This window comes from Aliidiomarina sedimenti, assembly GCF_003986955.1.
Lineage (GTDB): Bacteria > Pseudomonadota > Gammaproteobacteria > Enterobacterales > Alteromonadaceae > Aliidiomarina > Aliidiomarina sedimenti.
This window is the reverse complement of the sequence record NZ_PIPN01000003.1, coordinates 257,737-280,652: the sequence shown is the minus strand read 5'-3', so window position 1 is coordinate 280,652 and position 22,916 is coordinate 257,737. Positions and strand designations below refer to the sequence as shown.

The 22,916-nt window shown below is 52.8% G+C and carries 19 protein-coding genes and 3 tRNA genes; 3 read left to right on the top strand and 19 right to left on the bottom strand.

Going from position 1 to position 22,916, the window contains the following annotated elements; genetic code table 11:
- Positions 1 to 82: 82 nt before the first annotated feature.
- On the bottom strand, positions 83 to 1,450 hold the full coding sequence (locus tag CWE12_RS08315) for an SLC13 family permease (RefSeq protein ID WP_126789231.1): 1,368 nt from the start codon (positions 1,448 to 1,450) through the stop codon (positions 83 to 85).
- Between the two features lie 287 nt (positions 1,451 to 1,737).
- Here CWE12_RS08315 and gltB point away from each other — a divergent pair, with 287 nt between their 5' ends.
- Complete coding sequence (gltB, locus tag CWE12_RS08310; protein ID WP_126789230.1) at positions 1,738 to 6,213, top strand: glutamate synthase large subunit; 4,476 nt, start codon at positions 1,738 to 1,740, stop codon at positions 6,211 to 6,213.
- 13 nt (positions 6,214 to 6,226) lie between these two features.
- Positions 6,227 to 7,642 (top strand): FAD-dependent oxidoreductase, encoded by a 1,416-nt coding sequence (locus CWE12_RS08305; protein WP_126789229.1) that lies wholly within the window; start codon positions 6,227 to 6,229, stop codon positions 7,640 to 7,642.
- 37 nt (positions 7,643 to 7,679) lie between these two features.
- Here CWE12_RS08305 and CWE12_RS08300 read toward each other — a convergent pair whose 3' ends face one another.
- From CWE12_RS08300 to CWE12_RS08285, 4 genes are all read right to left on the bottom strand, one after another.
- Positions 7,680 to 8,084 carry a type 2 periplasmic-binding domain-containing protein gene (locus CWE12_RS08300; protein ID WP_126789228.1) on the bottom strand — a complete coding sequence of 135 codons (405 nt, stop codon included), beginning with the start codon at positions 8,082 to 8,084 and terminating at the stop codon, positions 7,680 to 7,682.
- 10 nt (positions 8,085 to 8,094) lie between these two features.
- The gene (locus CWE12_RS08295; protein WP_126789227.1) at positions 8,095 to 9,243 is read right to left on the bottom strand and encodes a hypothetical protein; all 1,149 of its coding nucleotides are present in this window, start codon (positions 9,241 to 9,243) and stop codon (positions 8,095 to 8,097) included.
- Positions 9,244 to 9,323: 80 nt separating this feature from the next.
- Positions 9,324 to 10,937 carry a methyl-accepting chemotaxis protein gene (locus CWE12_RS08290; protein WP_126789226.1) on the bottom strand — a complete coding sequence of 538 codons (1,614 nt, stop codon included), beginning with the start codon at positions 10,935 to 10,937 and terminating at the stop codon, positions 9,324 to 9,326.
- Positions 10,938 to 11,437: 500 nt separating this feature from the next.
- A complete protein-coding gene (locus tag CWE12_RS08285; RefSeq protein ID WP_126789225.1) occupies positions 11,438 to 11,578 on the bottom strand; it encodes a DUF3149 domain-containing protein in 141 nt (46 codons plus the stop codon).
- Positions 11,579 to 11,776: 198 nt separating this feature from the next.
- On the opposite strand from CWE12_RS08285, the gene CWE12_RS08280 reads away from it, so the two are divergent.
- Complete coding sequence (locus CWE12_RS08280) at positions 11,777 to 13,780, top strand: alpha/beta hydrolase family protein (protein ID WP_241984172.1); 2,004 nt, start codon at positions 11,777 to 11,779, stop codon at positions 13,778 to 13,780.
- 64 nt (positions 13,781 to 13,844) lie between these two features.
- Here the strand turns inward: CWE12_RS08280 and CWE12_RS08275 are convergent.
- The 14 genes from CWE12_RS08275 to ybgC form a co-directional block, all read right to left on the bottom strand.
- Positions 13,845 to 13,932 (bottom strand) — tRNA-Ser (locus CWE12_RS08275).
- A gap of 98 nt (positions 13,933 to 14,030) precedes the next feature.
- A complete protein-coding gene (locus CWE12_RS08270; RefSeq protein WP_126789224.1) occupies positions 14,031 to 14,366 on the bottom strand; it encodes a peptidylprolyl isomerase in 336 nt (111 codons plus the stop codon).
- A gap of 88 nt (positions 14,367 to 14,454) precedes the next feature.
- The gene (locus tag CWE12_RS08265; protein ID WP_126789223.1) at positions 14,455 to 14,685 is read right to left on the bottom strand and encodes a DUF2798 domain-containing protein; all 231 of its coding nucleotides are present in this window, start codon (positions 14,683 to 14,685) and stop codon (positions 14,455 to 14,457) included.
- A complete protein-coding gene (locus CWE12_RS08260) occupies positions 14,672 to 15,511 on the bottom strand; it encodes an NAD-dependent epimerase/dehydratase family protein (RefSeq protein ID WP_126789222.1) in 840 nt (279 codons plus the stop codon). The genes CWE12_RS08265 and CWE12_RS08260 overlap by 14 nt, the downstream gene beginning before the upstream one ends.
- A gap of 120 nt (positions 15,512 to 15,631) precedes the next feature.
- Positions 15,632 to 16,672 carry a quinolinate synthase NadA gene (gene nadA / locus CWE12_RS08255; RefSeq protein ID WP_126789221.1) on the bottom strand — a complete coding sequence of 347 codons (1,041 nt, stop codon included), beginning with the start codon at positions 16,670 to 16,672 and terminating at the stop codon, positions 15,632 to 15,634.
- Between the two features lie 155 nt (positions 16,673 to 16,827).
- Positions 16,828 to 16,903: transfer RNA gene (locus CWE12_RS08250), tRNA-Lys, on the bottom strand.
- Between the two features lie 29 nt (positions 16,904 to 16,932).
- Positions 16,933 to 17,008, bottom strand: a tRNA-Lys gene (locus CWE12_RS08245).
- A gap of 149 nt (positions 17,009 to 17,157) precedes the next feature.
- A complete protein-coding gene (gene ybgF, locus CWE12_RS08240) occupies positions 17,158 to 17,922 on the bottom strand; it encodes a tol-pal system protein YbgF (protein WP_241984171.1) in 765 nt (254 codons plus the stop codon).
- A gap of 79 nt (positions 17,923 to 18,001) precedes the next feature.
- Positions 18,002 to 18,547 carry a peptidoglycan-associated lipoprotein Pal gene (gene pal / locus CWE12_RS08235; protein ID WP_126789219.1) on the bottom strand — a complete coding sequence of 182 codons (546 nt, stop codon included), beginning with the start codon at positions 18,545 to 18,547 and terminating at the stop codon, positions 18,002 to 18,004.
- Between the two features lie 82 nt (positions 18,548 to 18,629).
- Positions 18,630 to 20,000, bottom strand: coding sequence for a Tol-Pal system beta propeller repeat protein TolB (tolB, locus tag CWE12_RS08230; RefSeq protein WP_126789218.1), 1,371 nt, complete (start codon positions 19,998 to 20,000; stop codon positions 18,630 to 18,632).
- A 17-nt stretch (positions 20,001 to 20,017) separates the two neighbouring features.
- Complete coding sequence (gene tolA / locus CWE12_RS08225; RefSeq protein ID WP_241984170.1) at positions 20,018 to 20,920, bottom strand: cell envelope integrity protein TolA; 903 nt, start codon at positions 20,918 to 20,920, stop codon at positions 20,018 to 20,020.
- A complete protein-coding gene (tolR, locus tag CWE12_RS08220) occupies positions 20,921 to 21,355 on the bottom strand; it encodes a protein TolR (protein WP_126789217.1) in 435 nt (144 codons plus the stop codon).
- A gap of 1 nt (position 21,356) precedes the next feature.
- Entirely contained in the window at positions 21,357 to 22,109 is a 753-nt protein-coding gene (tolQ, locus tag CWE12_RS08215; RefSeq protein WP_126789216.1) for a protein TolQ, read from the bottom strand.
- Positions 22,099 to 22,503 carry a tol-pal system-associated acyl-CoA thioesterase gene (gene ybgC / locus CWE12_RS08210; protein ID WP_126789215.1) on the bottom strand — a complete coding sequence of 135 codons (405 nt, stop codon included), beginning with the start codon at positions 22,501 to 22,503 and terminating at the stop codon, positions 22,099 to 22,101. The genes tolQ and ybgC overlap by 11 nt, the downstream gene beginning before the upstream one ends.
- Positions 22,504 to 22,916 lie beyond the last annotated feature (413 nt).

The window sequence follows — 22,916 nt, the reverse complement described above, 5'->3', positions numbered from 1 at the left end:
ATTCGGCCAATTGGTCATACCAATTCAAGATTCAAGCCCCGCGCTTGAATCTTGAATGGTGGTGATGCAGGCGTGGTTGGGGTTACACCAGGACGTAGATGACGGCGCTGGTGATGACCGCGAGGATGATGTTGAGATACATGCCCTCGCGGCTCATTTCTTTGATGGTGACCATGTCGGATGAGAAAACGATGGAGTTCGGTGGCGTAGCAACCGGCAGACAGAACGCGCAGCTGCAGGCGACCACTGCCGGGATCGTCAGCAATTCCAGCGGAAGATTAGCGGCAATGGCGGTGGATGCCAGAATCGGCATCAACAAAGTGGCCGTCGCTGTATTGGAGGTGATTTCAGTTAAAAACGACACCGAGAGCGTCAACAGCAACACCAGCAGGAAGGTCGGCAGCACAGTCAGGTTCGCCAGCGCGCCACCAATCGTTTCGCTCAGCCCACTTTGCATAAAGCCCTGCGCCAGACAAATACCACCCGCAAATAACAGTAGTATTCCCCACGGGATATCGACTGCACGCTCCCAGGTAAGTAAACGTCCGCCTTTGCCGTCAGAGACCAGGAACATCGCAACGACACCAGCCAGTGCTACCGTCGCGTCGCCCATCATTGGCAAGCTAAACCAGTTCATCCAGCCGCCAAAAGGCTCTGAGCGCAACACCCACAAACCAACCACCGTACCAAACACGGCCAACGCCCGTTTTTCCTGTACGCTAAACTCACCCACCTCCCGCAAATGCACGGGTTCGTCCAGATGCAGACCACGGGTTAGCCAGAGCGCCATCACCGGCAAGCCAATCAGTACAATCGGAACCCCGTAATACATCCAGCGCAGAAAGCCAAACTCCTCACCATTAAAGGTCTGGTACACCGAGGCAAAAATAAGATTGGGCGGACTGCCGATCAATGTTGCTACCCCCCCCAGCGATGCGGCATATGCAAGGCCCAGTAACAAGGCGATTTGAAAGCGGTGATTGTCGGTGGCGCTGGCTATCGCCACGGCAACCGGCAACAAAGCCAGCACTGACGCCGTGTTGGAAATCCACATCGACAAAAACGCCACCGCCGCCATAAACGAAAACACAATCAGCTTGGCGTTCTGCCCCCCAAGCCGACTAATCAGCCCCAGAGCAATACGTTCATGCACCCCGGACGCTTCGATGCCGCGGGCCAGCATAAACGCCGCCATAAAGAGAACAATAACGTGGTTGCCCAAGGACAAGGTCGCGTCCTGATAGGACATGATGTTGCCAAGCGGCAACAGCACAAAAGGCAACAACGAGGTCGCCGGGATCGGAATGGCTTCACTGATCCACCACCAGGCAACCCATACCGTCACCCCGAGGGTCCAGGCTGCGGGTTGCGGCATGCCACCAAGCATGGCCGACAAGAAAGCCACGACTGCCACCACAGGCCCGGCGATTTGATGAATAGTTTTTGTCATGGTGTTAGAACCGCTCTTCTTATTATTCATGGATGCATTCGTAACGGGTGCATTAGTAACCGGCACCTTGGTAGCCTACACATTACTAACCGGCACTTTAGTAACCGGCAAAGATACCGCAGCGCCCTATTGTAAACCATCACTATAGCAACGCCTGGCCAGCCGCCGACATAGCTATGTCAAGAAATTCAATATAATCTTAACAAATAGCGCTTATGCGTCATGCTTGTATTGCCAACCTGTACAACTGCGCTTATGTTGAATAGGTTAAGTTTAAGGGGGACGTTATGACGTTGTATCAAGCCGACAGTCGGGCCAATGACGAGCGCGACAATTGTGGTTTTGGCTTAATCGCCCACCTTGACGGTGAGGCCAGTCATCGCCTGGTGCGCCGTGCAATTGGCGCACTCGACAGAATGACCCACCGTGGCGCCATCGGGGCAGACGGCAAAACCGGAGACGGCTGTGGTATTCAAATGCAGCTGCCGGAGTCATTTTTTCGCGATCTGGCCGCCGAAAACGAATGGAATTTAGGCAAAAAATACGCCATCGGACAAATATTTTTTAGTCTCGATAGCGACGCCCGTGCCACAGAAAAGGCAGTCATTGAAGAAGAGCTGAGCCGTGAAACCCTCAGCCTGGTCGGCTGGCGCGTTACCCCGACCAACCCGGATGTACTCGGCGACACCGCACGCCAGAGCATGCCTCATTTAGAGCAGGTGTTTGTCAATGCGCAGCCCGGCTGGCGTAAAAAAGACCTCGAACGTCGCCTGTATATGGCGCGGCGCCGCATTGAAAAGCGTCTGCAAGAGCATCCCGATTTCTATATCGCTTCCTTGTCGTGCATGGTGATCGTCTATAAAGGCTTAATGATGCCAGCTGATCTGCCTGGTTTTTACCCGGATCTGGCCGATATTCGTCTGCAGACCTCTATCTGCGTGTTCCACCAGCGTTTCTCCACCAATACCATGCCGCGCTGGCCGCTGGCTCAGCCTTTCCGTTTCCTCGCTCACAACGGCGAAATCAACACCATATCCGGCAATCGCCAGTGGGCACTGGCACGCAGCTATAAAATGCAGTCTCCTTTGTTGCCGGACTTAAAAGACGCCCAGCCCTTTGTCAGCAGCCGCGGCAGTGACTCTGCCAGCCTCGATAACATGCTCGACATGCTACTGGCAGGCGGCATGGACTTATTTAGGGCCATGCGCTTGTTAATCCCGCCCGCCTGGCAAAACGATCCGACCATGGACCCTGAGTTGCGCGCGTTTTACGAGTTTAACTCGATGCACATGGAACCCTGGGACGGCCCGGCCGGCGTGGTCATGACCAATGGTCGCCATGTCGCCTGCTGCCTCGACCGCAACGGTTTGCGCCCGGCGCGCTTTATTATTACCCGTGACCGCACCATCACCGTCGCCTCAGAAGTAGGCACCTGGGACTACGAAGCCGACGAAGTCCTGGAAAAAGGTCGCCTCGGCCCGGGCCAGATGCTCGCCGTCGATACCTACAACGGCACCCTATGGCGCAGCCATGAAATTGACCAGGATCTGAAAGCGCGCCACCCGTACAAGGAATGGCTCGGCAAACACATTCGTTACCTCAAGCCGTTTGAGCAGTATGAGGAAACTGAAATTGGTGACCGCCTGTTTAACGACAGCCAGATGGCGACTTACCACAAACAGTTTTTCTACAGCACGGAAGAAATTGAGCAGATTATTAAGGTGCTGGCCAAAGACGGTCAGGAAGCCACCGGTTCGATGGGCGATGACACGCCTATCGCAGTACTGTCGTCGCAGCCGCGGCTACTCTATGATTACTTTCGGCAGCAGTTTGCGCAGGTCACCAACCCGGCGATTGACCCTATTCGCGAACGCCATGTGATGTCGCTGTCCACCTGCATAGGCCGCGAACAAAACCTGTTCAATGAAACCTCAGGCTATGCTGACCGGGTCCTGTTCGATTCGCCGGTGCTGATGTACACCGACCTCGATCAGCTCAAAGACTTCGATGAAAATCACTACCCGTGGCGCAGCTTCAGTCTCTATTACGCGCCGGAAAAAGAGAGCCTGGAAACAGCCGTCGAGCGCCTGACCAATGACGTTGAAAATGCAGTGCGCGACGATAAGATTGCGATTGTCATTCTCTCCGACCGTCACATCGAGAAAGGCACGCTACCTATCCCGGCTCCTATGGCCGTCGGCGCGGTGCAAACCCGGCTAGTTCATGCCCAGTTGCGCTGCGACTCCAACATTGTGGTTGAAACAGCCTCCGCCCGTGACCCGCATCATTTTGCGGTGCTGATTGGTCTTGGCGCCACCGCTATCTACCCCTTCATGGCCTATGAAACTGTCGAGCAATTGGTAGCGCAGCAACGAATCAACCTGACCCCGCGCGAGGCGGTGCTTAACTACCGGCAGGGCATTAACAAAGGCTTGCTCAAAATCATGTCGAAGATGGGCATTTCGACCGTCTCAAGTTACCGTTCCGCAGGCCTGTTTGAAGTGGTCGGCGTGTCGCAGGCTATTTACCAGCGCTGCTTTCCAACCTGTACCCTACGCCTGGCCGGCGCTGACTGGACTGATTTCGAACAGGACTTACAGCGCTTGCATAAAGAAGCCTGGTTAGCCCGTAAGCCTGTGCCCCACGGTGGCCTGCTTAAATACGTCCATGGCGGTGAATACCACGCCTACAACCCGGATGTGGTGACCAGCCTGCAGCAGGCGGTGGAAACCCGCGATGAGCAAGCTTACAAAGCCTATTGCCAGCACGTAAATTTACGCCCGATTGCGACCTTGCGCGACCTTTGGCAGCTTAACCCACCGACAGACGTTGAGGCAGTTGAACCTGAGCCCACCAGTGCTATGTTCAGCCGGTTCGACACCGCCGCGATGTCCATTGGCGCGCTAAGCCCGGAAGCACACGAAGCCCTTGCCGTTGCGATGAACCGCTTAGGTGGGCACTCGAACTCCGGTGAAGGTGGCGAAGATCCGCGTCGTTTCGGCAATGAACGTAACTCCCGTATTAAGCAAGTCGCCTCGGGCCGTTTTGGCGTCACTCCACACTATCTGGTCAACGCCGATGTGCTGCAAATCAAAATTGCTCAGGGCGCTAAGCCCGGTGAAGGAGGCCAACTACCGGGTGAAAAGGTCACCGCAGAAATTGCCAAACTTCGCTATTCGGTGCCGGGTGTCACTTTAATCAGCCCGCCGCCGCACCACGATATTTACTCGATTGAAGATCTCGCCCAGCTTATTTTTGACCTTAAGCAAATTAATCCAGAGGCAGTGGTCTCGGTAAAACTGGTGTCTGAGCCTGGCATCGGCACCATCGCTACAGGGGTTGCTAAAGCCTACGCTGACCTGATTACCGTGTCCGGTTACGATGGCGGCACCGGCGCCAGCCCGCTGACCTCGGTTAAATACGCCGGTAGCCCGTGGGAACTCGGCCTGGCTGAAGTGCACGAGGCATTAACGGTCAACAATCTGCGCCACAAAGTGCGTTTGCAGGTCGATGGTGGCCTCAAGACCGGCCTGGATGTGGTCAAAGCTGCAATTCTCGGCGCCGAAAGCTTTGGCTTCGGCACCGCGCCTATGGTCGCGCTGGGCTGTAAGTATTTACGTATATGCCATTTAAATAACTGCGCCACCGGTGTTGCCACCCAGGACCAAACGCTGCGCCAGCAACATTTTCATGGCCTGCCAGAGAAAGTCGAAAACTACTTTCACCTGCTTGCCGATGAAGTGCGCGGTTACTTACGCCAACTGGGTGTGGTCAGTCTGACTGATCTGATTGGCCGTACCGATTTACTCACCACGGTGGACCGCCTCACCACAGAGCGGCAACAACACCTTAATCTGGACGCTATCCTCGGCGCGGCAGCGGTCAGCAACGACTACCCGAACCACTGTCAGGAAAACAATCCACCGCACGACCCAGCCCGCCTCAACCAGGCGTTGCTGGAACGTTGTGCGGAGGCCATAAAGCGTAAACAAGGCGGTGAATTTAGCTTTGAAATTCGCAACGACGACCGCTCTGTAGGCGCGGCACTGTCCGGCCTGATTGCCCGCCAGCATGGTAATCAGGGCATGGCATCGCGGCCGCTACTGCTGAACTTCCGCGGCACTGCCGGACAGAGCTTTGGGGTCTGGAACGCCGGAGGTCTGCATCTAGACCTAGTCGGTGACGCCAATGACTATGTCGGCAAAGGCATGGCCGGCGGACGTATTCATTTACGCCCGGCCAAAGGTGTGGCCTATAAGTCTCATGAGGCCATTATCATGGGCAACACCTGTCTTTACGGTGCCACTGGCGGCCGCTTGCATGCCGCAGGCTGTGCCGGCGAACGCTTTGCTGTGCGCAACGGCGGCGCGGTCGCTGTGGTCGAAGGCATTGGCGACAACGGCTGTGAATACATGACTGGCGGCGTCGTCGTCGTGCTCGGTCGCACTGGTATTAACTTCGGCGCCGGTATGACTGGTGGCCTGGCTTATGTGCTCGATGAAGACAACGATTTTAACCAGCGTATTAATCCCGAACTGGTCGAAACCCTGGCGGTGGACAAGCCCATTTTACAAGAACATTTGCGTGGCTTTATTCACGATCACTATGAAGCCACGGGCAGTCAGCGGGCATTGGATATTCTGACCAATTTTGACCAGTACGTTGGTCATTTTGCCCTGGTCAAACCTAAAGCGAGTGATATCGCCACCTTAATTGGTCGTCGCGCCCAGTCTGCTGCAGAGCTGCGCGTGCAAGTGATGTAAAGGAGAGCGAGCAATGACCCGCAACGTATATCAGTTTGTTGACGTGCGCCGTGTCGATCCGCCGAAACGGCCCATCGACGAACGCCGCATCGAGTTTGTTGAAATTCAGCACCCAATGGAGCAGTCACAGGTCAGTGGCCAGGCAGACCGCTGCATCGACTGTGGCAACCCGTACTGTGAGTGGAAGTGCCCGGTGCATAATTACATTCCGCAATGGCTGGAACTGGCGGCCGAAGGGCGCATTATCGAAGCCGCTGAGTTGTCCCACCAAACCAACAGCCTGCCCGAGGTCTGTGGCCGGGTTTGTCCGCAGGACCGCCTCTGCGAAGGTGCCTGCACTCTGAACGACGACTTTGGTGCGGTGACCATTGGTGCGATCGAAAAATACATCAATGACAAAGCCTTTGAGATGGGCTGGCGACCCGACTTGAGTGCCGTTCAGGCAACCGGTAAGAAAGTTGCCATCGTCGGCGCCGGACCTGCCGGGCTTGCCTGCGCCGATGTGCTGGCACGTAATGGTGTGCAGGCGGTGGTGTTCGATAAGCACCCGGAAATAGGTGGTTTGCTTACCTTTGGTATTCCGTCGTTCAAACTGGAAAAGTCGGTTATGCAGCAACGTCGCGAAATTTTCACTGAGATGGGAATTGAGTTTAAGTTAGGTGTGGAGGTCGGACGCGACCAGCCTTTCGATGAGTTACTGAACAACTACGACGCCGTCTTTCTTGGCCTTGGTACCTATAAAGGGGTCGATGGTGGCTTACCCGGCCTCGACAGCAAGGGAGTCTACCCTGCCCTGAGCTACCTGATTGGCAATACGGCCCGCATCGCCAACTACCAGATGCCTGACTACCCGGCAATTGATTTTGAGCAGCAACGGGTGGTGGTGTTGGGGGGCGGCGATACCGCCATGGATTGTGTGCGCACCGCCGTACGGCAGCAGGCTGATCATGTTATTTGTGCCTATCGACGCGATGCACTGAACATGCCGGGTTCGCGCAAAGAAGTTGAGCACGCCAAAGAAGAAGGGGTCGAGTTTCAATACAACGTGCAGCCTCTAGAAATTGTCGCCAATGGCGATGGCCAGGTGACCGCCGTGCGCTGCGTTAAAACACAGCTAGGACCGCCGGATGATGCCGGTCGCCGACGCCCGCAAGCGGTTGAAGGCTCTGAATTTGAACTTGCCTGCGATGCGGTGGTACTGGCCTTTGGTTACCAGGCCAACCCACCACAATGGCTGGCGAAGCATGATGTGGCACTGAACGACTGGGACCTGGTCAATGCCCGGGAAGACAGTGAGTGCGCTATGCAGACCTCGAATCCAAAGATCTTTGCTGGCGGTGACATGGTGCTGGGTGCTGATTTGGTGGTGACTGCGATTGCGCAGGGTCGAAAAGCCGCAAACGGCATATTAGATTATCTGGAATTGTAGGGCAGGCGCCCATGCACCGCATGCGCGCCTTTTTCAATTAAAACTCGATGATAACCTTTAAGTCACCGGCTTTACTGACGTCTGAGATGTAACCTATGGTGTTCGGGTTACTGCGGACGAACTCCAACACAGCCTCATCGGACTCCACTTCACGCAATGCTGAAGCGCGACCAGTGAATATCAGGCGCGACCAATGCGCACGAAGTTGTTCAGCAGAGCGGCCCAGTACTTCATTTTCGAAGCTCTGGCGTACTGCTGAATCTTCCATTTGGTTAACCGCAAACAGGTCACGCGACTGACCCAGGTAAATACGACTGACCACAGCCTCGTCCACTTGAGCCTGACTGACTACAGCGCCGCTCGCTGCTGACGCGGTAGCAGTAAAAAACAACAGCGTCAGGCTCGTTGCAAATACAGCGATTGAAGAGAGTAATTTTTTCATCGTTTAGTCCTTAAAATACCGTTTGCAGAGCAAAAGAAATCAGATTCGACGTCTGGTCGTTGTTTTTGTCGTCTGCATGGGTGAAGTCGAATTTCACCGTGATACCACGCGCAAAGTCATAACGCAGACCGACTGAGGTATAATCAATACGGCTCGCCTGGCTTTGAGCCAGACCTTCTACAGCACCAACGAAAGGTGTAAAAGCAGGGACAGCTGGAATCGTAGCAGCGGCATTGGACGCTTTGTCGTCAGTTTGCGCAAACGTCCCGTGCAGCGTGTATGAACCAAAACGCTTACCGGCTGTAAAATAGTTAGAACGGTCAGTACCAAAGATACTGTCTTTGTTTTCCAGCTCCGTGTACTCAAACCCGGCAAACCAGCTCATGTTGTCGTAGAACGCGCCTACACTGGTAAAAGTGCCGGTATCGCCGAGGAAGTCGATAGCATCGACAGTGTCAGTTAAACCCGCCTGATTCAGACTACCAATAAGTCCCTGATACGCAGGGTCAATCATAAATACACTGACATCGTTGGTGTGGAAGTAACCCGCGCGTAAAGTCCACGAATGAATCATAGCGCTGACACTGGCACCTAACAGATTGTTCGTCTCCACCCGAATGTCTTCATCGGACGTTGGCGCGTAAACGTTGTCATCCACGTTGCCTGCGACAAACTGGGTGCTGATCACTGCGTCGCCAACAAAGGTATTGTGCTGCAGGCTAGCGCCGGTGTAGTTTTCAAAAGGCGCACGGTAGACGCTTTCTGGTGTACGCAACCAATGGTAGCTATAAGCTACGTCCAGCGAGTCTGAGTAGAGATAGAACGGCAAACGCAATTTACCGGTATTCAGGGTCAGGCTGTCGGTCATGCGAAAGCTGATATATGCCCATTCAACACCAAGGTTAAAGTCATCGTTCCCACGCGCCATTAGCTGGGTGGTTACGCTGATGCGGTCAGACAAGGTCGCCGTACCCTGTAGCGCGAATAATGTATCCGGCAGAAAAGACATATCATTGTCGTAGCCAAATAGTTGTTCGTCACTTCCTGTGGTCACACCGCCGCCAACGCTGGCAAAGCCACTCCAGTCGATGTTGGCTGACGCAGGCATACTGAGTGCTGCAAGTACCGCGGCGGCAGTGATTGTTTTGATTGTTTTCATAATGGTCCTTCTTTCCATCGTGTTGCTAAATAAGGCGTTAATGCCTCAGGGTTAAACAGGGCCTAACCGCTACATCAGGCCTAGAGATTAAATTTATCGGTTGCCTGACTCAGGCGGTTGGCAAAATCGGTCAACTGGATGCTGTCTTCTTCAAGCTCACGAATCGTCGCTTTCATACCATTCAACGACTCGTGCATTGTCGAGGCCTGCTCTGCAGAACGCGCGGCGACCTGGGTCTGCTCTTCAGTCGCGGTTGCTATCTGACCGGCCCGCGCATTTATATCTGCGATCATGCTACTGATTGCTGAAAGTACGCCGCCAGCCGCTTCTGCCTGCTGTACGTTCTGCTCTGAACGCTGAGCCGCAGCTTGCATCGAACCGACCGATTCGCCAGCACCATTGGTTAGGCGGTCCAGCACTTCGCGGATCTCCGCGGTGGCTTTGGCAGTGCGAGATGCCAGTGAACGTACCTCGTCCGCAACGACCGCGAAACCACGCCCTTGTTCGCCAGCGCGCGCTGCTTCAATGGCGGCGTTGAGCGCGAGTAGATTGGTTTGTTCTGCGATACCCGTAATCACATCCAGTACATTGGTGACATTGGTTGCGTCTTCAGCCAGTCGCTCCACCACACCTGATGCTTTCTGAATATCCTGTTGCAGTTCATTGGACGTATTCAAAGACGCCTGTACCGCTAGGTTCCCCTGCTCTAACTCATTTTCTGCAGAGCGGGTTGCATCAGCTGTTGCTGAGGCACTTTCCGAGATTTCCCGTACGCTGTCCTGCAGTTCATCCATCGAGTTCTTTAATTCATAAGCCTGCACCGCTTCACTGTCACTGCGCGTCATCACGTGTGCACTGCGCTGATTGATTAACAGCGCGGACTTGCTGAGCGGCGTAGCGACACTAACCACATCCTGTAACGAGCTACGTAGTAACACCATGAAGCGGTTAAAGTTATTTGCTACCGTGCCCAATACATCGTTGCTGGAGACCTCGATTTGATGATTTAAATCGCCGCGACCGTCGGCCAGCTCCTGTAACGAGTTTGCGACCGAATTGGCGGACTTCACAATATAACTGGTCACGATAACGGCCACTGCGATGAGCGCAGCAAGCGCCAGACCGCCGACCACCAGCATCATCACGATGGTTTGCTCGGAGCGTTGCACCGACTCGGCCGTCAGCCCCCGGAACTGATCCGCAACTTGCTGGCTCATTTGTTGTAATGAATCGGTGATTTGATCGTAAAGCTGGCTCTTTTGCTGTGCCTGAGCACCAATACGGCTAAAATCAGCATCGACGGATAATATCTCAGTCACAATAGTTTGGTTGAGCCGCTGGTAGCGCTCCAAATTACCGCTGATGGTTTGCACTTCACGCTGATACAGCGGATCACGTTGCGCTACCTGGCTGAGATTCTGGCGAAGGTTGTCGTAGGCCGCTGTCGCTTGCTCCGTTATGCTCTCATCGCCGGTTGAAACCGCTTGCGTGTAGAGTTCTTCAATACGCTGGATTTGAATAACGTTTTCGCCAGATAAGTTGGCTAGAGGAAACACCTGCTGCTGTAAGCGCTCCAGATTCTGATTGTTCTGGTTCAGCATCACTGCGGTAATCGCTATCATCAGCACGTAGGCCAGAGCCGCGATCACCACGATAAAATAAATTTTTGCGCCTAAACTTAAACGGTTCAACATGGTAGAGCTCACTGTGTAAAAAAAAGGCGAATACCTTAATGAACGCGGAGTCTATATGTAATGACGGTTGGTTGCAGTAGTACATATAGCGAGCATTTATTGTTATCAAAAAGCGCTGCAGTGAGGGCCTCTAACAAATTGAATACGTTTAATTTCTGCTGCAAGGCAACGGAGAGTGCGCGGCATAACAAAAGTGTCATACAACTGTAGTTATTAGTGATTAGATATACGAAATAGGACGCCCTTTAGAGCGAAGTGAAAAGTATACAACCTGGTGTTTTTCTACATGCACTTTGATCCGGATCAAGTTCTGTCTTCGATCAGTATCGGAAACACGATGCAGAAAGCCGCTGGATATCAGCGGCTTTTGTCGGCGGGCTATGGCTGGGCAGCCATGCAGGGCGTACCCTAACCACATTCAACATTCAAGCGCGGGGCTTGAATGTTGAATGGTAAGACCAATTCAATGATCGAGCCCCGCGCTTGAACCTTGAATTGGTTTAATGGGAACGCTTTTCGGCTTTTACCATTTTCACGTAGAAATAAATGGCATAGAAGATACTCATGCCAACCAAAATAGCGAGACCAGTGAACGAAAAGAAGATTACCGGATCTCTGAAAAATTCCTGCCATAGACTCATGCCTGTTCCCTCTCAATTAATACACGATGGAAGTAGCCTAGAGCTTTGCAAAACCAAACAGTATGACCAGGATCAAGATTTCCAGCGCGGTACAACGAGACAACACAGATCCTTGCGCTATATCAAAATTGATGGTGACGTTTTCTTCAGCTTGCTTTACTATATCCGCAACAAGTTTATAACAAAAAAGGAGTTTATATGTCCTCAACACATAAAACAGGGATGGGATGGCTTGCGCTGCTTACCAGTTGTTTTCTCTTCCTGCTTCAAAATTTAGCCTACGCATCCGATACGGGCTCTGCACCGTCCTTGCAGGATTACGCCCGTCATGCGCAGTTTATTAACATCAAAATATCACCCCAGGGTGACTACCTAGCGGCTTCCACCCGGGGCGACGATGGCAACGTCAGATTGGTCGTTCTCAACATGGAAACCCGTGAAGTTATGTCGTCCATTGCCGGACATCGCGAGGATTCGATTGGCTCGTTCGATTGGGCCAATAACGAACGTCTTGTGATCAGTCTGGTACGTGAAGTCGGTGCATTCGAAGCACCGATCATGACTGGTGAAATATTTGCCATAAACGCCGACGGGTCTCGTCGCCAGGCATTGACCGGGCCGAATTCGCCGGATCAGAATTATGTCATGGCGGAAGTGTTTGACTGGTTGCCCGACGACCCTAACGGCATCATGATCTATGAATTCTCACTGCGTCGGGCTGAACCTTTCTTACAGGTATCCCGCGTTTTACTTAACTCGGGGCGGAAAATTCCCGCAGGCCGAATCCCGCTTCGTTATTCGCGCGAAGGTGGCGTTCAGATCATTAGCGACGACCAGGGCGTACCACGAGTGGTGGTGGGCGTCGATCCCGACGACAACAGCAAACGTCTGACCATGGTCCGCGCTTCTGAAGATGATGAATGGGAGCGCCTGCGTTCTCAGGATGACCTTGATTTTGGTTTTGTTCCCCTTGCCTTTTCGAATGACCCTAATAAGGTTGTCGGGCTGAGCCGGACACAAACCAACACCACGGCGATTTCGTTAATGGATCTGCAAACCGGTGAGGAAGAGATCCTTGCCTCTCACCCGGATACCGATCTGATGCCGCTGATGGGTCTGAAAGATGGCAAGCCACATGATGTGATTGGTGCCGCCTATGAGCTGGACGCTTTGGAAACGGTATTTTTTTCCGGCTCCGGGGATGAGGCCTTTGTGCAGACTGCGATGGGGTTACAAAATGCATTTCCGAACCAGACACTTCTTGTCACCTCAGCGACCTCAGACAATCAAACCCTGGTCATTCGCGTAGGGTCAGCGAACCAGAACGACACTTTTTACCTGTACAATCGTGAAGAGAATCATCTCGCTCACCTGTCTGCCGCGGCTCCCTGGCTCAGCGACGCGCTGATTCCACAAACCCGCAGTATTGTCTATGAAGCACGGGACGGACTGGAGATTCATGCGCTGCTCACCGTGCCACCAGGCATTGACGAAGAGAACCTGCCACTCATCATGCTCCCCCACGGTGGCCCTCATGGTGTTCGCGATAGTCTGACGACCTTCGACCGTGACGCCAAGGTCTTTGCCTCAAATGGTTATGCAGTGTTACAGCCAAATTTCCGTGGTTCAGGCGGCTTTGGTGACAGCTTTGAACAAGCTGGTTACCGCAACTGGGGCACCAGCATGATCGATGACATGACGGACGGGGTTCAACACCTGGTCGATGAAGGCATTGTCGATCAGCAACGGGTGTGTGCTTATGGTGGTTCCTACGGCGGCTATGCGGCGCTGCAAAGTGCGATTCGTGAGCCTGATTTGTATAAGTGCACGGTCGGTTTTGTCGGTGTGTTTGACCTTGACCTGATGCTGGAAGAAGGTGATATTCCCGAGCGTGAATCCGGTCTTCGTTATCTCGCTCAGGTACTCCCGCCTGAGGGCGAAGAACGTGACGCTCAGTCGCCGATTCGTAATCTGGACAAGTTAAAAGCCCCGGTGTTTTTGATTCACGGCGCGGAAGACTTCCGGGTTCCTCAGATTCAGGCGGATAATTTGAAAGCCGCATTAGAAGCGCGCGATCATCCGGTTGAATGGATGGTGAAACGCACTGAAGGCCACGGCTTCCTCAACCCGGACAATAATGTCGAGCGCTGGGAACGGATGCTGGAGTTCTTTGATCGCTATATCGGCGAGGACGCTGACTAGAAGCCGAACCATACTGCTCTTACAGCAATAAAAAAAACCGCCACAAGGGCGGTTTTTTGCTATTTGGCGGAGAGAGAGGGATTCGAACCCTCGATACGTTGCCGTATACACACTTTCCAGGCGTGCGCCTTCAGCCGCTCGGCCACCTCTCCAGAGCCGCGTATGGTAGGGAATTTCTTTCGTGTAATCAAGTAAAAAGGGCCATAACGGCCCTTTTCGATGATTTACTGAGCATTGCAGGATAATTTGCTTAGCAGTTATAGTCCGCTTTTTGCTGCAATTCGATTCCCGCTTCCATCATCCGTTGCTCAAACGCTTCTAACCGCGCCTGCTGCTCTTCTGATAATTCGTCCGAGTCACTTAACTCCAGTTCCTGCGCTAACGCCATGAACTTTTCGCTACCGTCAGTAAACACAGCTTCCATTTCCGACAAGCACACGGATTCGCGTTCTGTCAGCGCCTCAACCTCGGCGACAAAGCTTTCCATTTCTTGCAGCATCTGGTCTTCCGGGCTGCTATTACCGCTACAGGCAGCAACAGAAAACGCTAACAAGACTGCGCTGGCAGCCAAAACCACTTTTTTCATGTTTGATAAGTCCTTTATAAATAACTGCTTTATTAGCTGGTTTACCATTCCCTAGTTTGCCGGTTAAGTCAACTTAACCGATCAGGTTCTAGGACCCACCGACAATTCGTTCACTAAGTGCCCGAATCCGCGCCGCGCCAAAAAAGACCAGCAAGAAGGCAATCGGCCAGGCGAGATAAAACGCACGCCACCAACGGGCAAAAAAGTCGCCCTCCACGCCGGTATTGATCCAGGTGATTAACCCGGTCATTAAGAACGACATATAAATTGACATCAGCACCGGAAATACAAGCCGCTGCGGCCACTTAAAGTCCTTCATAGCCTTCCTTCCAGGTTGGGAAAATGAAGCGATAACCTGTTTCCTGCAGGCGCGCATTATTACAACGCTTACTGCCCCTTGGCCCAATCTGGTCTGTTTCTGGAAGCGTCGTTGGGTCCAGGCCCAGATACGTTGCCAAACCAGTAGCAAATTCCGCCTGACGGATCGGTAGGTTGTCACTGCTAAGATAGATTTCGTCGACTTCCAAACCCTGGTCATAGCGGGCAATCAAATGAGCGATGGTGCCGACGCAATCCCGCACATGGATCCGATTTGTCCAGGCCGGTGTCAGGGTGACTTCACCACTGATTAAACGAGCTATCATGCCTTCCCGTCCCGGGCCATAAATCCCGGAAAAACGCACAATGGTATGCGGATATCCGGATTGGCATATATGCTGTTCGGCTTCGAGTAATCGCTTACCCGCGAAGCCCGTCGGACTGGTATCGCTGGTTTCATCAACCCATTCACCCTCACGATGTCCGTATACACTGGTACTGGACACAAAGACAATAAATGGCCGGTAGTCAGGGTCACACTCCGATAACGCCAGGGTCAGCGCCTCAGTGGGTTTTACGTAGCCCGCCAGATAACCTTGATCACTATAGTCCGAGGGCGTCAGCGTTATCACTATCACCGCAGGTTTATGCGCCAGGACCTTCAGCCAGTCATCTACTTTACTGGCATCCGCCTGCACCAGTTCGAAGTCTGCAACGGACGTAGCCGTGCGCCGTGCACCGACAACTTCATACCCTTGCGTTTTCAGCAAAGGCGTTAAGCGGCTCGCCAGATCGCCCGCCCCCATCAATAGTGCCCATTGTTTCATTTATCAGTCCTCAATCCAGACATCCAAGGTCAGGCCGTGTCTAGTTGTCGGCCTGTTAAGCAATATTATCAGACCACTTAATGAAAAGGGGCCCACGGCCCCTTTTCAATAGCTACCTGCTTAACGCAGGGTTTTAGCAAAATCGAGCATTCGGTTGAGCGGGATCATCGCTTGCTTACCCAGTTCCGGGTCAACCTTGATCTCATGCGCTTTACCGCCAGTAGTCAAAGCATTCTCAATGGCAGCCAGGCCATTCATCGCCATCCACGGACAATGCGCGCAGCTGCGGCAGGTTGCACCATTACCACCCGTCGGCGCTTCGATAAATGTCTTGCCGGGAGCCAGTTGCTGCATCTTATAAAAAATACCTTTATCAGTCGCCACAATAAAGGTGTCATTGGCCATGGTTTGGCTGGCTTTGATAAGTTGCGAGGTCGACCCCACCGCATCAGCAAGTGCGACCACGTTATCCGGTGACTCCGGATGAACCAGTACCGCCGCGTTCGGGTATTCCTCTTTCAGCTGCTTAAGGGCACGTGACTTAAACTCGTCATGCACCACACAAGCGCCCTGCCACATAATCATATCAGCACCGGTTTGCTTGGCGATATAGCCACCAAGGTGACGATCTGGTCCCCACAGGATTTTCTTGCCCTGTGCGTCCAGATGTTCCACCAGTTCAAGCGCCATGCTTGACGTAACCACATAATCCGCCCGCGCTTTTACCGCCGCTGACGTATTGGCATACACAACCACCGTCCGCTCCGGATGCGAGTCACAGAACTCACTGAACTTATCTGCCGGGCAGCCTAAATCCAGCGAGCAGGTTGCTTCCAGCGTCGGCATCAGGACCGTTTTTTCAGGAGTGAGTATTTTTGCGGTCTCCCCCATGAACTTAACCCCAGCCACAATCAGGGTATCGGCGCTATGTTCAGCCCCAAAGCGCGCCATTTCTAACGAATCCGACACACAGCCACCGGTTTCTTCTGCCAGTGCCTGAATTTCAGGATCGGTATAGTAGTGTGCCACCAGCACCGCGTTATTGTTCTTTAATAACGTCTTAATGCGCTCGCGATGTTGCGCTTTCTGTTCTTCACTCAGAGGTTTGGGCTTCGCCGGGAATACGTAGTCCAGGTTATCCACTGTATCTATTTCAATCATACTGCCTTCATCTAGCTATGCGGTGTAGCGTTACCAATACGCGCAGAGTATACGCAAAGTTTACTCACTGGTCATCTTTTGACAGATGGGGGCATCACCCGTTCAATTCAAGCTGGATACAAAAAACCCGGCGCGAGGCCGGGTTTCGGTATAAGTGGTGGGTCGTGCTGGATTCGAACCAGCGACCAATTGATTAAAAGTCAACTGCTCTACCAACTGAGCTAACGACCCACTCGGGGGTGTTGCGAATTTAGAGGAATTGGTGGGTCGTGCTGGATTCGAACCAGCGACCAATTGATTAAAAGTCAACTGCTCTACCAACTGAGCTAACGACCCACATTGTTCCTGTGCAACGGCGGCATATATTACTCAAATCCTGCCGGCATGCAACCAAAAATAGTAAAAAAAATGCCTTTCGCTCAAAATTGCGTCGAATCGGTTATTTTCGACGCTTATCTTAACAAACTGCTAACTTGAACGCTGACTTACAGATTATTGAGGCGCGAACGAGCCATGCCTGCTTCGGTGCTATCCGGGTACTCATTAATGACCTGCTGATAGCGTCGTTCGGCTGTCGAATTATCATCCTGATTCTGCGCAATAATGCCCAGTTTCAACATGCAATCCGCGCGCTTATTTGAATCCGGATAGTTATCAACAACTTCACTGAAGTGCTGTTGTGCATCGCTGTACTCATTGCGCGAGTATAGCAACTGTCCCAGCCAATAATGGGCATTCCCCAAATAACTGGAATTTGGGTAACTTTCGATAAAGGCACGGAATTCTGGAATGGCGTCGTCGTAACGTCGCTCTTCGAGCACCATCGCGATAGCACGGTCATAGGCTTCATTTTCACTCAGGTTATCTGAGTAGTTCACCGCTGCCATATCATCGCGTGTCGGCACTGCCACACTGCTGCTGGTCCCAGAGGCCGAAGCGCCGGCGCCATTGCGAACTTCGCTAACCCGGCGTTCAATTTCCTGATAGAGATCGCGTTGCCGCTCCAGAACTTGCTCCAGCTGATGTGAATGCTCTTCGGTAATGCCTCTGAGCTCACTCACTTCCCGCTGCAGGTTGCTTAGCTGTTGCCCCATGCGAGCTTGCTGCTCGCCACGTGCCTCCAGCATTCGCTCCATCCGGTCAACCCGGCCTTCCAGCGAATCCTGCGCATTGGCAACACTAATCACCGGTGCCGGACTTTGCGCCAAAGCAACGCCGCTGACGGTTAACGCCAGCAACAAACTGGTCATTCTCATAATTCCCTGCCTTTTCCGCTTAACACCTGCCGGCCAGATTGCCAGCAGGTGTCATCAGATCACATCAACGCAATTAGTATACTAATACAGCGCGACGGTTCTGAGCCCATGCTTCTTCGTTGCTACGACGAACCACTGGCTTCTCTTCACCATAAGACACAGTTGACAACTGCGACGACAAAACGCCCTGGTTTTGCAGGTGGTTTACCACTGCATTCGCACGACGCTCGCCCAACGCGATGTTGTACTCAGGTGTACCACGCTCATCAGTATGACCTTCAACCACAACGTTTACGTTCGGGTTATTAAGCAGGTACTCAGCGTGGGCATCCAGCACTTCAGCATATTCGCTGGAAATGTTTGAGTCATCGAACTCAAAGTGGATGGTGTTTTCCTGACGCAGCTCGTCCATACGCTCACGACGCTCTTCTTCAGGGGTCATTTGACGTTCAGCAGAACCTGTCTCAACGCCACGTTGCTCTTCTTGCTGAGTACGTTCCTGAGTTGCACGACGCTCTGCTTCGCTGTCTGCAGTAGTATCTTCAGTTGAGCTACAAGCGGCCAAAGCGAGAACCGGTAGCGCAAAAACAAGGGCTTTAACGAGTTTATTGATTTGCATTGTTATATCCTTAAGTTTTTAACCATAGGCTCAGCTTGACCGTCAACGAACCGACGCAAACATTGCCATCGAAATAGCCTGTTTATATAAATGGCGACCAGGCCGGTGCCTTTACTTCCCCTTCTCGCGAAGGAATTCGAGCTCGGAAACGACCATCAGTTGACACTAACGCAAGTACCTGTCGATTACGATACTTTGTACTATATATAATCATACTTCCGTTCGGCGCCAAACTCGGCGACTCGTCCAACTGCGTTTCCGTTAGAACCTGAAAATTCCGCCCAGACGGAAAATCCTGCTTTGCAATATGATAACGACCGTTAGTACGGTTTACCATAATTAAATGGCGACCATCCGGTGTCACCGACGCGCCCAGGTTTGATTCACCCTCAAAGGTCAGGCGGCGCACGTTACGGCTACGTACATCGACGTGATACACCTGTGCGCGTCCACCCCGCTCTGAGGTAAAAACCAGCCCCGAGCCATCAGGTACCCAGCTTGGTTCGGTATCAATTCGCCAGTGCTCTGTCACTCTGGTCAGGCGATCTGTTTCCAAATCAAGTACATAAATATCAGGCTGACCGTCTTTCGACAAGACCATTGCAAGACGCTTGCCATCTGGCGAAAAAACAGGATTTCCGTTAATCGCTGGGAACGACGTGACCTGGCGGCGCTCGGTGCTATAAATGTCCTGAATATAAATTTCTGAACGGCGGTTCTCGAAGCTAACATAGGCAAGCTTGCTGCCATCCGGGGACCATGAGGGCGACATCAACGGCTGCGGTGAACGCAGCAAAGTGCGCTCGTTATGACCATCGTAATCTGCCACTACCAGTTGATAGGGCAAATCCGCATCAGGTTCCACGATGACATACGCGATACGTGTCATAAAGGCGCCACGCTCGCCAGTCAGTGCTTCATACACCACATCAGAGATACGATGCGCGTACTGGCGGAACTGGCCGTCATTCACCACCGACGAGCGTGATTCGATAATATGATCCTGACTATGGACTAATTCGCCATTTTGCAGGCTTTGCGACCCGCCACCGGTAATTTGTCCACGCAATACATCAATAAGCTCGTAACTTACCCGGTAGCGACCAATACCCTGCGACTCCACATGGCCGACCAGAATCGCTTCAACCCCGGAACGCGCCCAGGCGGAGTAATCCACATCCGCATCACTGGTCGGCTGGCCCGGCATGTCATCAACTGCAATCGGATTAAATCGGCCGCTGCGGCGTAAATCTGCCGCTATTACCTCGGTAAAATCATAGGGCGCTTCACCATTACCACGCCACTCAAACGGAACGACCGCCACCGGGCGTGCGCTGTCGATACCTTCGGTAATTACGATCTCTAAGGCTGCATGGGCAGACGGACTTTGTAGCCCGAAGCCGGTCAGCAAGGTGGTCAACACCAAAAAGGTGTATACGCGTATGTGTTTCATTTGTGCTTTCACACCTCTTAGTTAAATTCAGGCTCAATCCGCAGGCGGATTTCACTCATTTCTTGATACACTTCGGCATCTTCTGAAACTGGCAGGGTACCAGCACGCAAGGCCGCTGCCCGGCCGGCTTCACACACTGCGCGGTCGCCTTCATCGATCTGCACATTGGTCACAAAACCGCTGCGTGCAAGACTAATAACCAACACACAGGACTGTCCGCGCATCGAAGAATCAACCAGCAAATTGCGTTGAATAGTCTGACGTATCAACGCCTGGTAACGCTCAACTTCGCTCAGCACCCGTTGCTGACGGGCCGATTCGCGTCGTGCGCGCTCTTCTGCCAACTCTTCCTGCAATTGGCGCTCACGTTCCGCGCGTTGTTGCTCTTCCGCTTCCCGCCGTTGGCGTTCTTCTTCCTGACGCTGACGCTCGGCTTCTTCAGCACGACGGCGTTCTTCTGCAGCCGCTTCTTCTTGCGCACGTCGCTCCGCTGCTTCTTCAGCTCGGCGCTCTTCGGCTTCCGCCTGTTCACGCAAACGCTGGGCTTCAGCCTCAGCTTCTGCCCGTTCACGTTGTGCCTGCTCGCGAGCGCGCTGCGCCTGCGCTTCTTCCTGCTGACGGCGCTGCTCAGCTTCCTGCGCGCGGCGTTCTATTTCTGCCACCCGCTGCTCTTCCGCTCTCTGGGCGGCTTCACGTTGCTCGCGAATACGCTGTGCCTGGGCATCAACCTGAGCCTGGTCCACCGCCGTTGCCTGAACAATATCTACTTCCGGCGTTGCCATTTGTGGCTGACGGTCACTCTGCCAAAACTCAAAGTTAGCCCCGACCACAAAAATCAAAAGCAACCCAACATGCACAGCGAGCGCCTTAACCAATGCGGTCTTCATGCCTGTTTTCACCGCTTCTGCCTGTTTCGCCACTTAATTCTCCGGAGATCGCGTCATTAAACCCACTGAACCGGCACCCGCACGTTGCAGCACTACCATTAACTGAACCACGTCCGCATAAGGGACCGCGCCATCACCGCGCACCACGACCGGTGTTTCCGGTTCCAGCTGCAAGTGAGCAGCGACCAGCGTTGCAAGGTCAACCGCCGACATAGGTTCCTCTGAACTATCACCGATGTTCAGGTAATAACGGCCTTCAGCGTCGACCGACGCCACCAGTGGCTGCATATCGTCTGATTCAATCGCCTGCGCTTCTGCCTGCGGCAAATCTACGTCAACCCCCTGGCTCAGTAACGGCGCCGTGATCATAAAAATGATTAACAACACCAACATAACATCGATGTAGGGTACCACGTTAATTTCCGCTACCGCACGGCGCTTGCGCCGGCTAGGAAAGACTTGCTGCATATCAGGCTCCGTCTTGACTGGCTGTCGCAGAACTTGCTGAGGTTGCCGTTGCCGCCGTACTACCAGCCCCACCATTACTATTATTCAGGGTCTGCCGCTGGAGAATGCCGGAAAATTCTTCCATAAAGTTGATGTAGGCTGAGTCGAGCAATTCAACCCGGTAACTAAACCGGTTGTAAGCGACCACCGCAGGAATCGCGGCAAACAGACCAAGCGCGGTGGCAATCAGGGCTTCTGCGATATCCGGTGCGACCATTGCCAGCGTTGCCTGTTGCACACTGCCGAGCGAGGTAAAGGCGTTCATGATCCCCCACACGGTGCCGAACAAGCCAACATAGGGGCTAATCGAACCTATGGTAGCAAGCCAGGTCAAGTGAGTTTCCAGCTTCTCGATTTCCCGTGAGTGGGCCACCCGCATGGAACGCTGAGCCCCAGCCAGAACGGTTAGCGCGTCCGCATTAGGGTTCCCGCGCAAGCGCGCGAATTCACGAAATCCGCCATGGAAGATCCGTTCCAGCCCAAGCAGGTTAGCACCCTTAGCAGAAAGCTCTTTATACAGACGGGCCAGATCCACCCCCGACCAGAAACGGTCTTCAAACTTAACCGTTTCCGTCGCGGTACTGTTAATCAGTTTGCGGCGCTGGAAAATAATTGCCCAAGAAACAACTGACATCAGCACCAGCAGCACCATCACTGCCTGTACCAGTAAGCTTGCCTCTAACAGCAGATCCCAAATTGACAATTCATGTTCCACGCTTAATTACCTCTGCTATCGCTGCCGGAATAGCCACCGGCTTCATAAGATGAATATTCACACACGCCGCTTTGACGTGAGCGCTACATAATAGTTGCTCATGCTGATTAAAAATTTGCTGTTCAAAACGCACGCTGGCTCGTTTTACATCAGTCACCAGGGTACGCACACTGAGCAAATCGTTAAAGCGCGCCGGCGCTTTTAAATCCATATCCACGTGGCGTACCACAAAGGCAGTCCCTTCGCCCAGCCAACCATCCTGTTCAACACCCAGCTCACGTAGCCATTCAGTACGCGCCCGCTCGCAAAACTTCAGATAATTGGCGTAGTACACAATGCCGCCCGCATCTGTGTCTTCATAATAAACCCGAACAGGCCAGCTAAATTCGCTCACACCGAGCCCCCTAACGTTAATTTGCGTTAATTTACTATAACCTGGCCTGGAGACCAATTTAAAGGCACCTTCAAAGCTCGGTATCGGCGTAAAAACTACGTAAATACGGCTTTAAAACGGTTTTCTGTTGTCGATTGTTAACGCTTTGTGCTTTCCAGACTTTTATTTATCGTTTTATTTTTAGTCAGCTACAAACTAATCATTATAAATCAACGAATTAACAAAATTACCGACGTTTAATTGGTTAATAAACAATCTCAACAAGCCACTAACAGATTAATTTAAGTAATCCGAAGGTGGGTTAATTCTCGTTTGAAACTGGTCTGCCCACGGTTATAATACGCACATGTTTTGGGGGTTAACACTGGAAACAAGCCAAAACACCTGTTTTTAAGAGATTGTTGTCGTATCTC

Coding starts and splice junctions, on each gene's coding strand:
- CWE12_RS08315 (WP_126789231.1), bottom strand. CDS start 1,450: ATGACAAAAACTATTCATCAAATCGCCGGGCCTGTGGTGGCAGTCGTG.
- gltB (WP_126789230.1), top strand. CDS start 1,738: ATGACGTTGTATCAAGCCGACAGTCGGGCCAATGACGAGCGCGACAAT.
- CWE12_RS08305 (WP_126789229.1), top strand. CDS start 6,227: ATGACCCGCAACGTATATCAGTTTGTTGACGTGCGCCGTGTCGATCCG.
- CWE12_RS08300 (WP_126789228.1), bottom strand. CDS start 8,084: ATGAAAAAATTACTCTCTTCAATCGCTGTATTTGCAACGAGCCTGACG.
- CWE12_RS08295 (WP_126789227.1), bottom strand. CDS start 9,243: ATGAAAACAATCAAAACAATCACTGCCGCCGCGGTACTTGCAGCACTC.
- CWE12_RS08290 (WP_126789226.1), bottom strand. CDS start 10,937: ATGTTGAACCGTTTAAGTTTAGGCGCAAAAATTTATTTTATCGTGGTG.
- CWE12_RS08285 (WP_126789225.1), bottom strand. CDS start 11,578: ATGAGTCTATGGCAGGAATTTTTCAGAGATCCGGTAATCTTCTTTTCG.
- CWE12_RS08280 (WP_241984172.1), top strand. CDS start 11,777: ATGTCCTCAACACATAAAACAGGGATGGGATGGCTTGCGCTGCTTACC.
- CWE12_RS08270 (WP_126789224.1), bottom strand. CDS start 14,366: ATGAAAAAAGTGGTTTTGGCTGCCAGCGCAGTCTTGTTAGCGTTTTCT.
- CWE12_RS08265 (WP_126789223.1), bottom strand. CDS start 14,685: ATGAAGGACTTTAAGTGGCCGCAGCGGCTTGTATTTCCGGTGCTGATG.
- CWE12_RS08260 (WP_126789222.1), bottom strand. CDS start 15,511: ATGAAACAATGGGCACTATTGATGGGGGCGGGCGATCTGGCGAGCCGC.
- nadA (WP_126789221.1), bottom strand. CDS start 16,672: ATGATTGAAATAGATACAGTGGATAACCTGGACTACGTATTCCCGGCG.
- ybgF (WP_241984171.1), bottom strand. CDS start 17,922: ATGACCAGTTTGTTGCTGGCGTTAACCGTCAGCGGCGTTGCTTTGGCG.
- pal (WP_126789219.1), bottom strand. CDS start 18,547: ATGCAAATCAATAAACTCGTTAAAGCCCTTGTTTTTGCGCTACCGGTT.
- tolB (WP_126789218.1), bottom strand. CDS start 20,000: ATGAAACACATACGCGTATACACCTTTTTGGTGTTGACCACCTTGCTG.
- tolR (WP_126789217.1), bottom strand. CDS start 21,355: ATGCAGCAAGTCTTTCCTAGCCGGCGCAAGCGCCGTGCGGTAGCGGAA.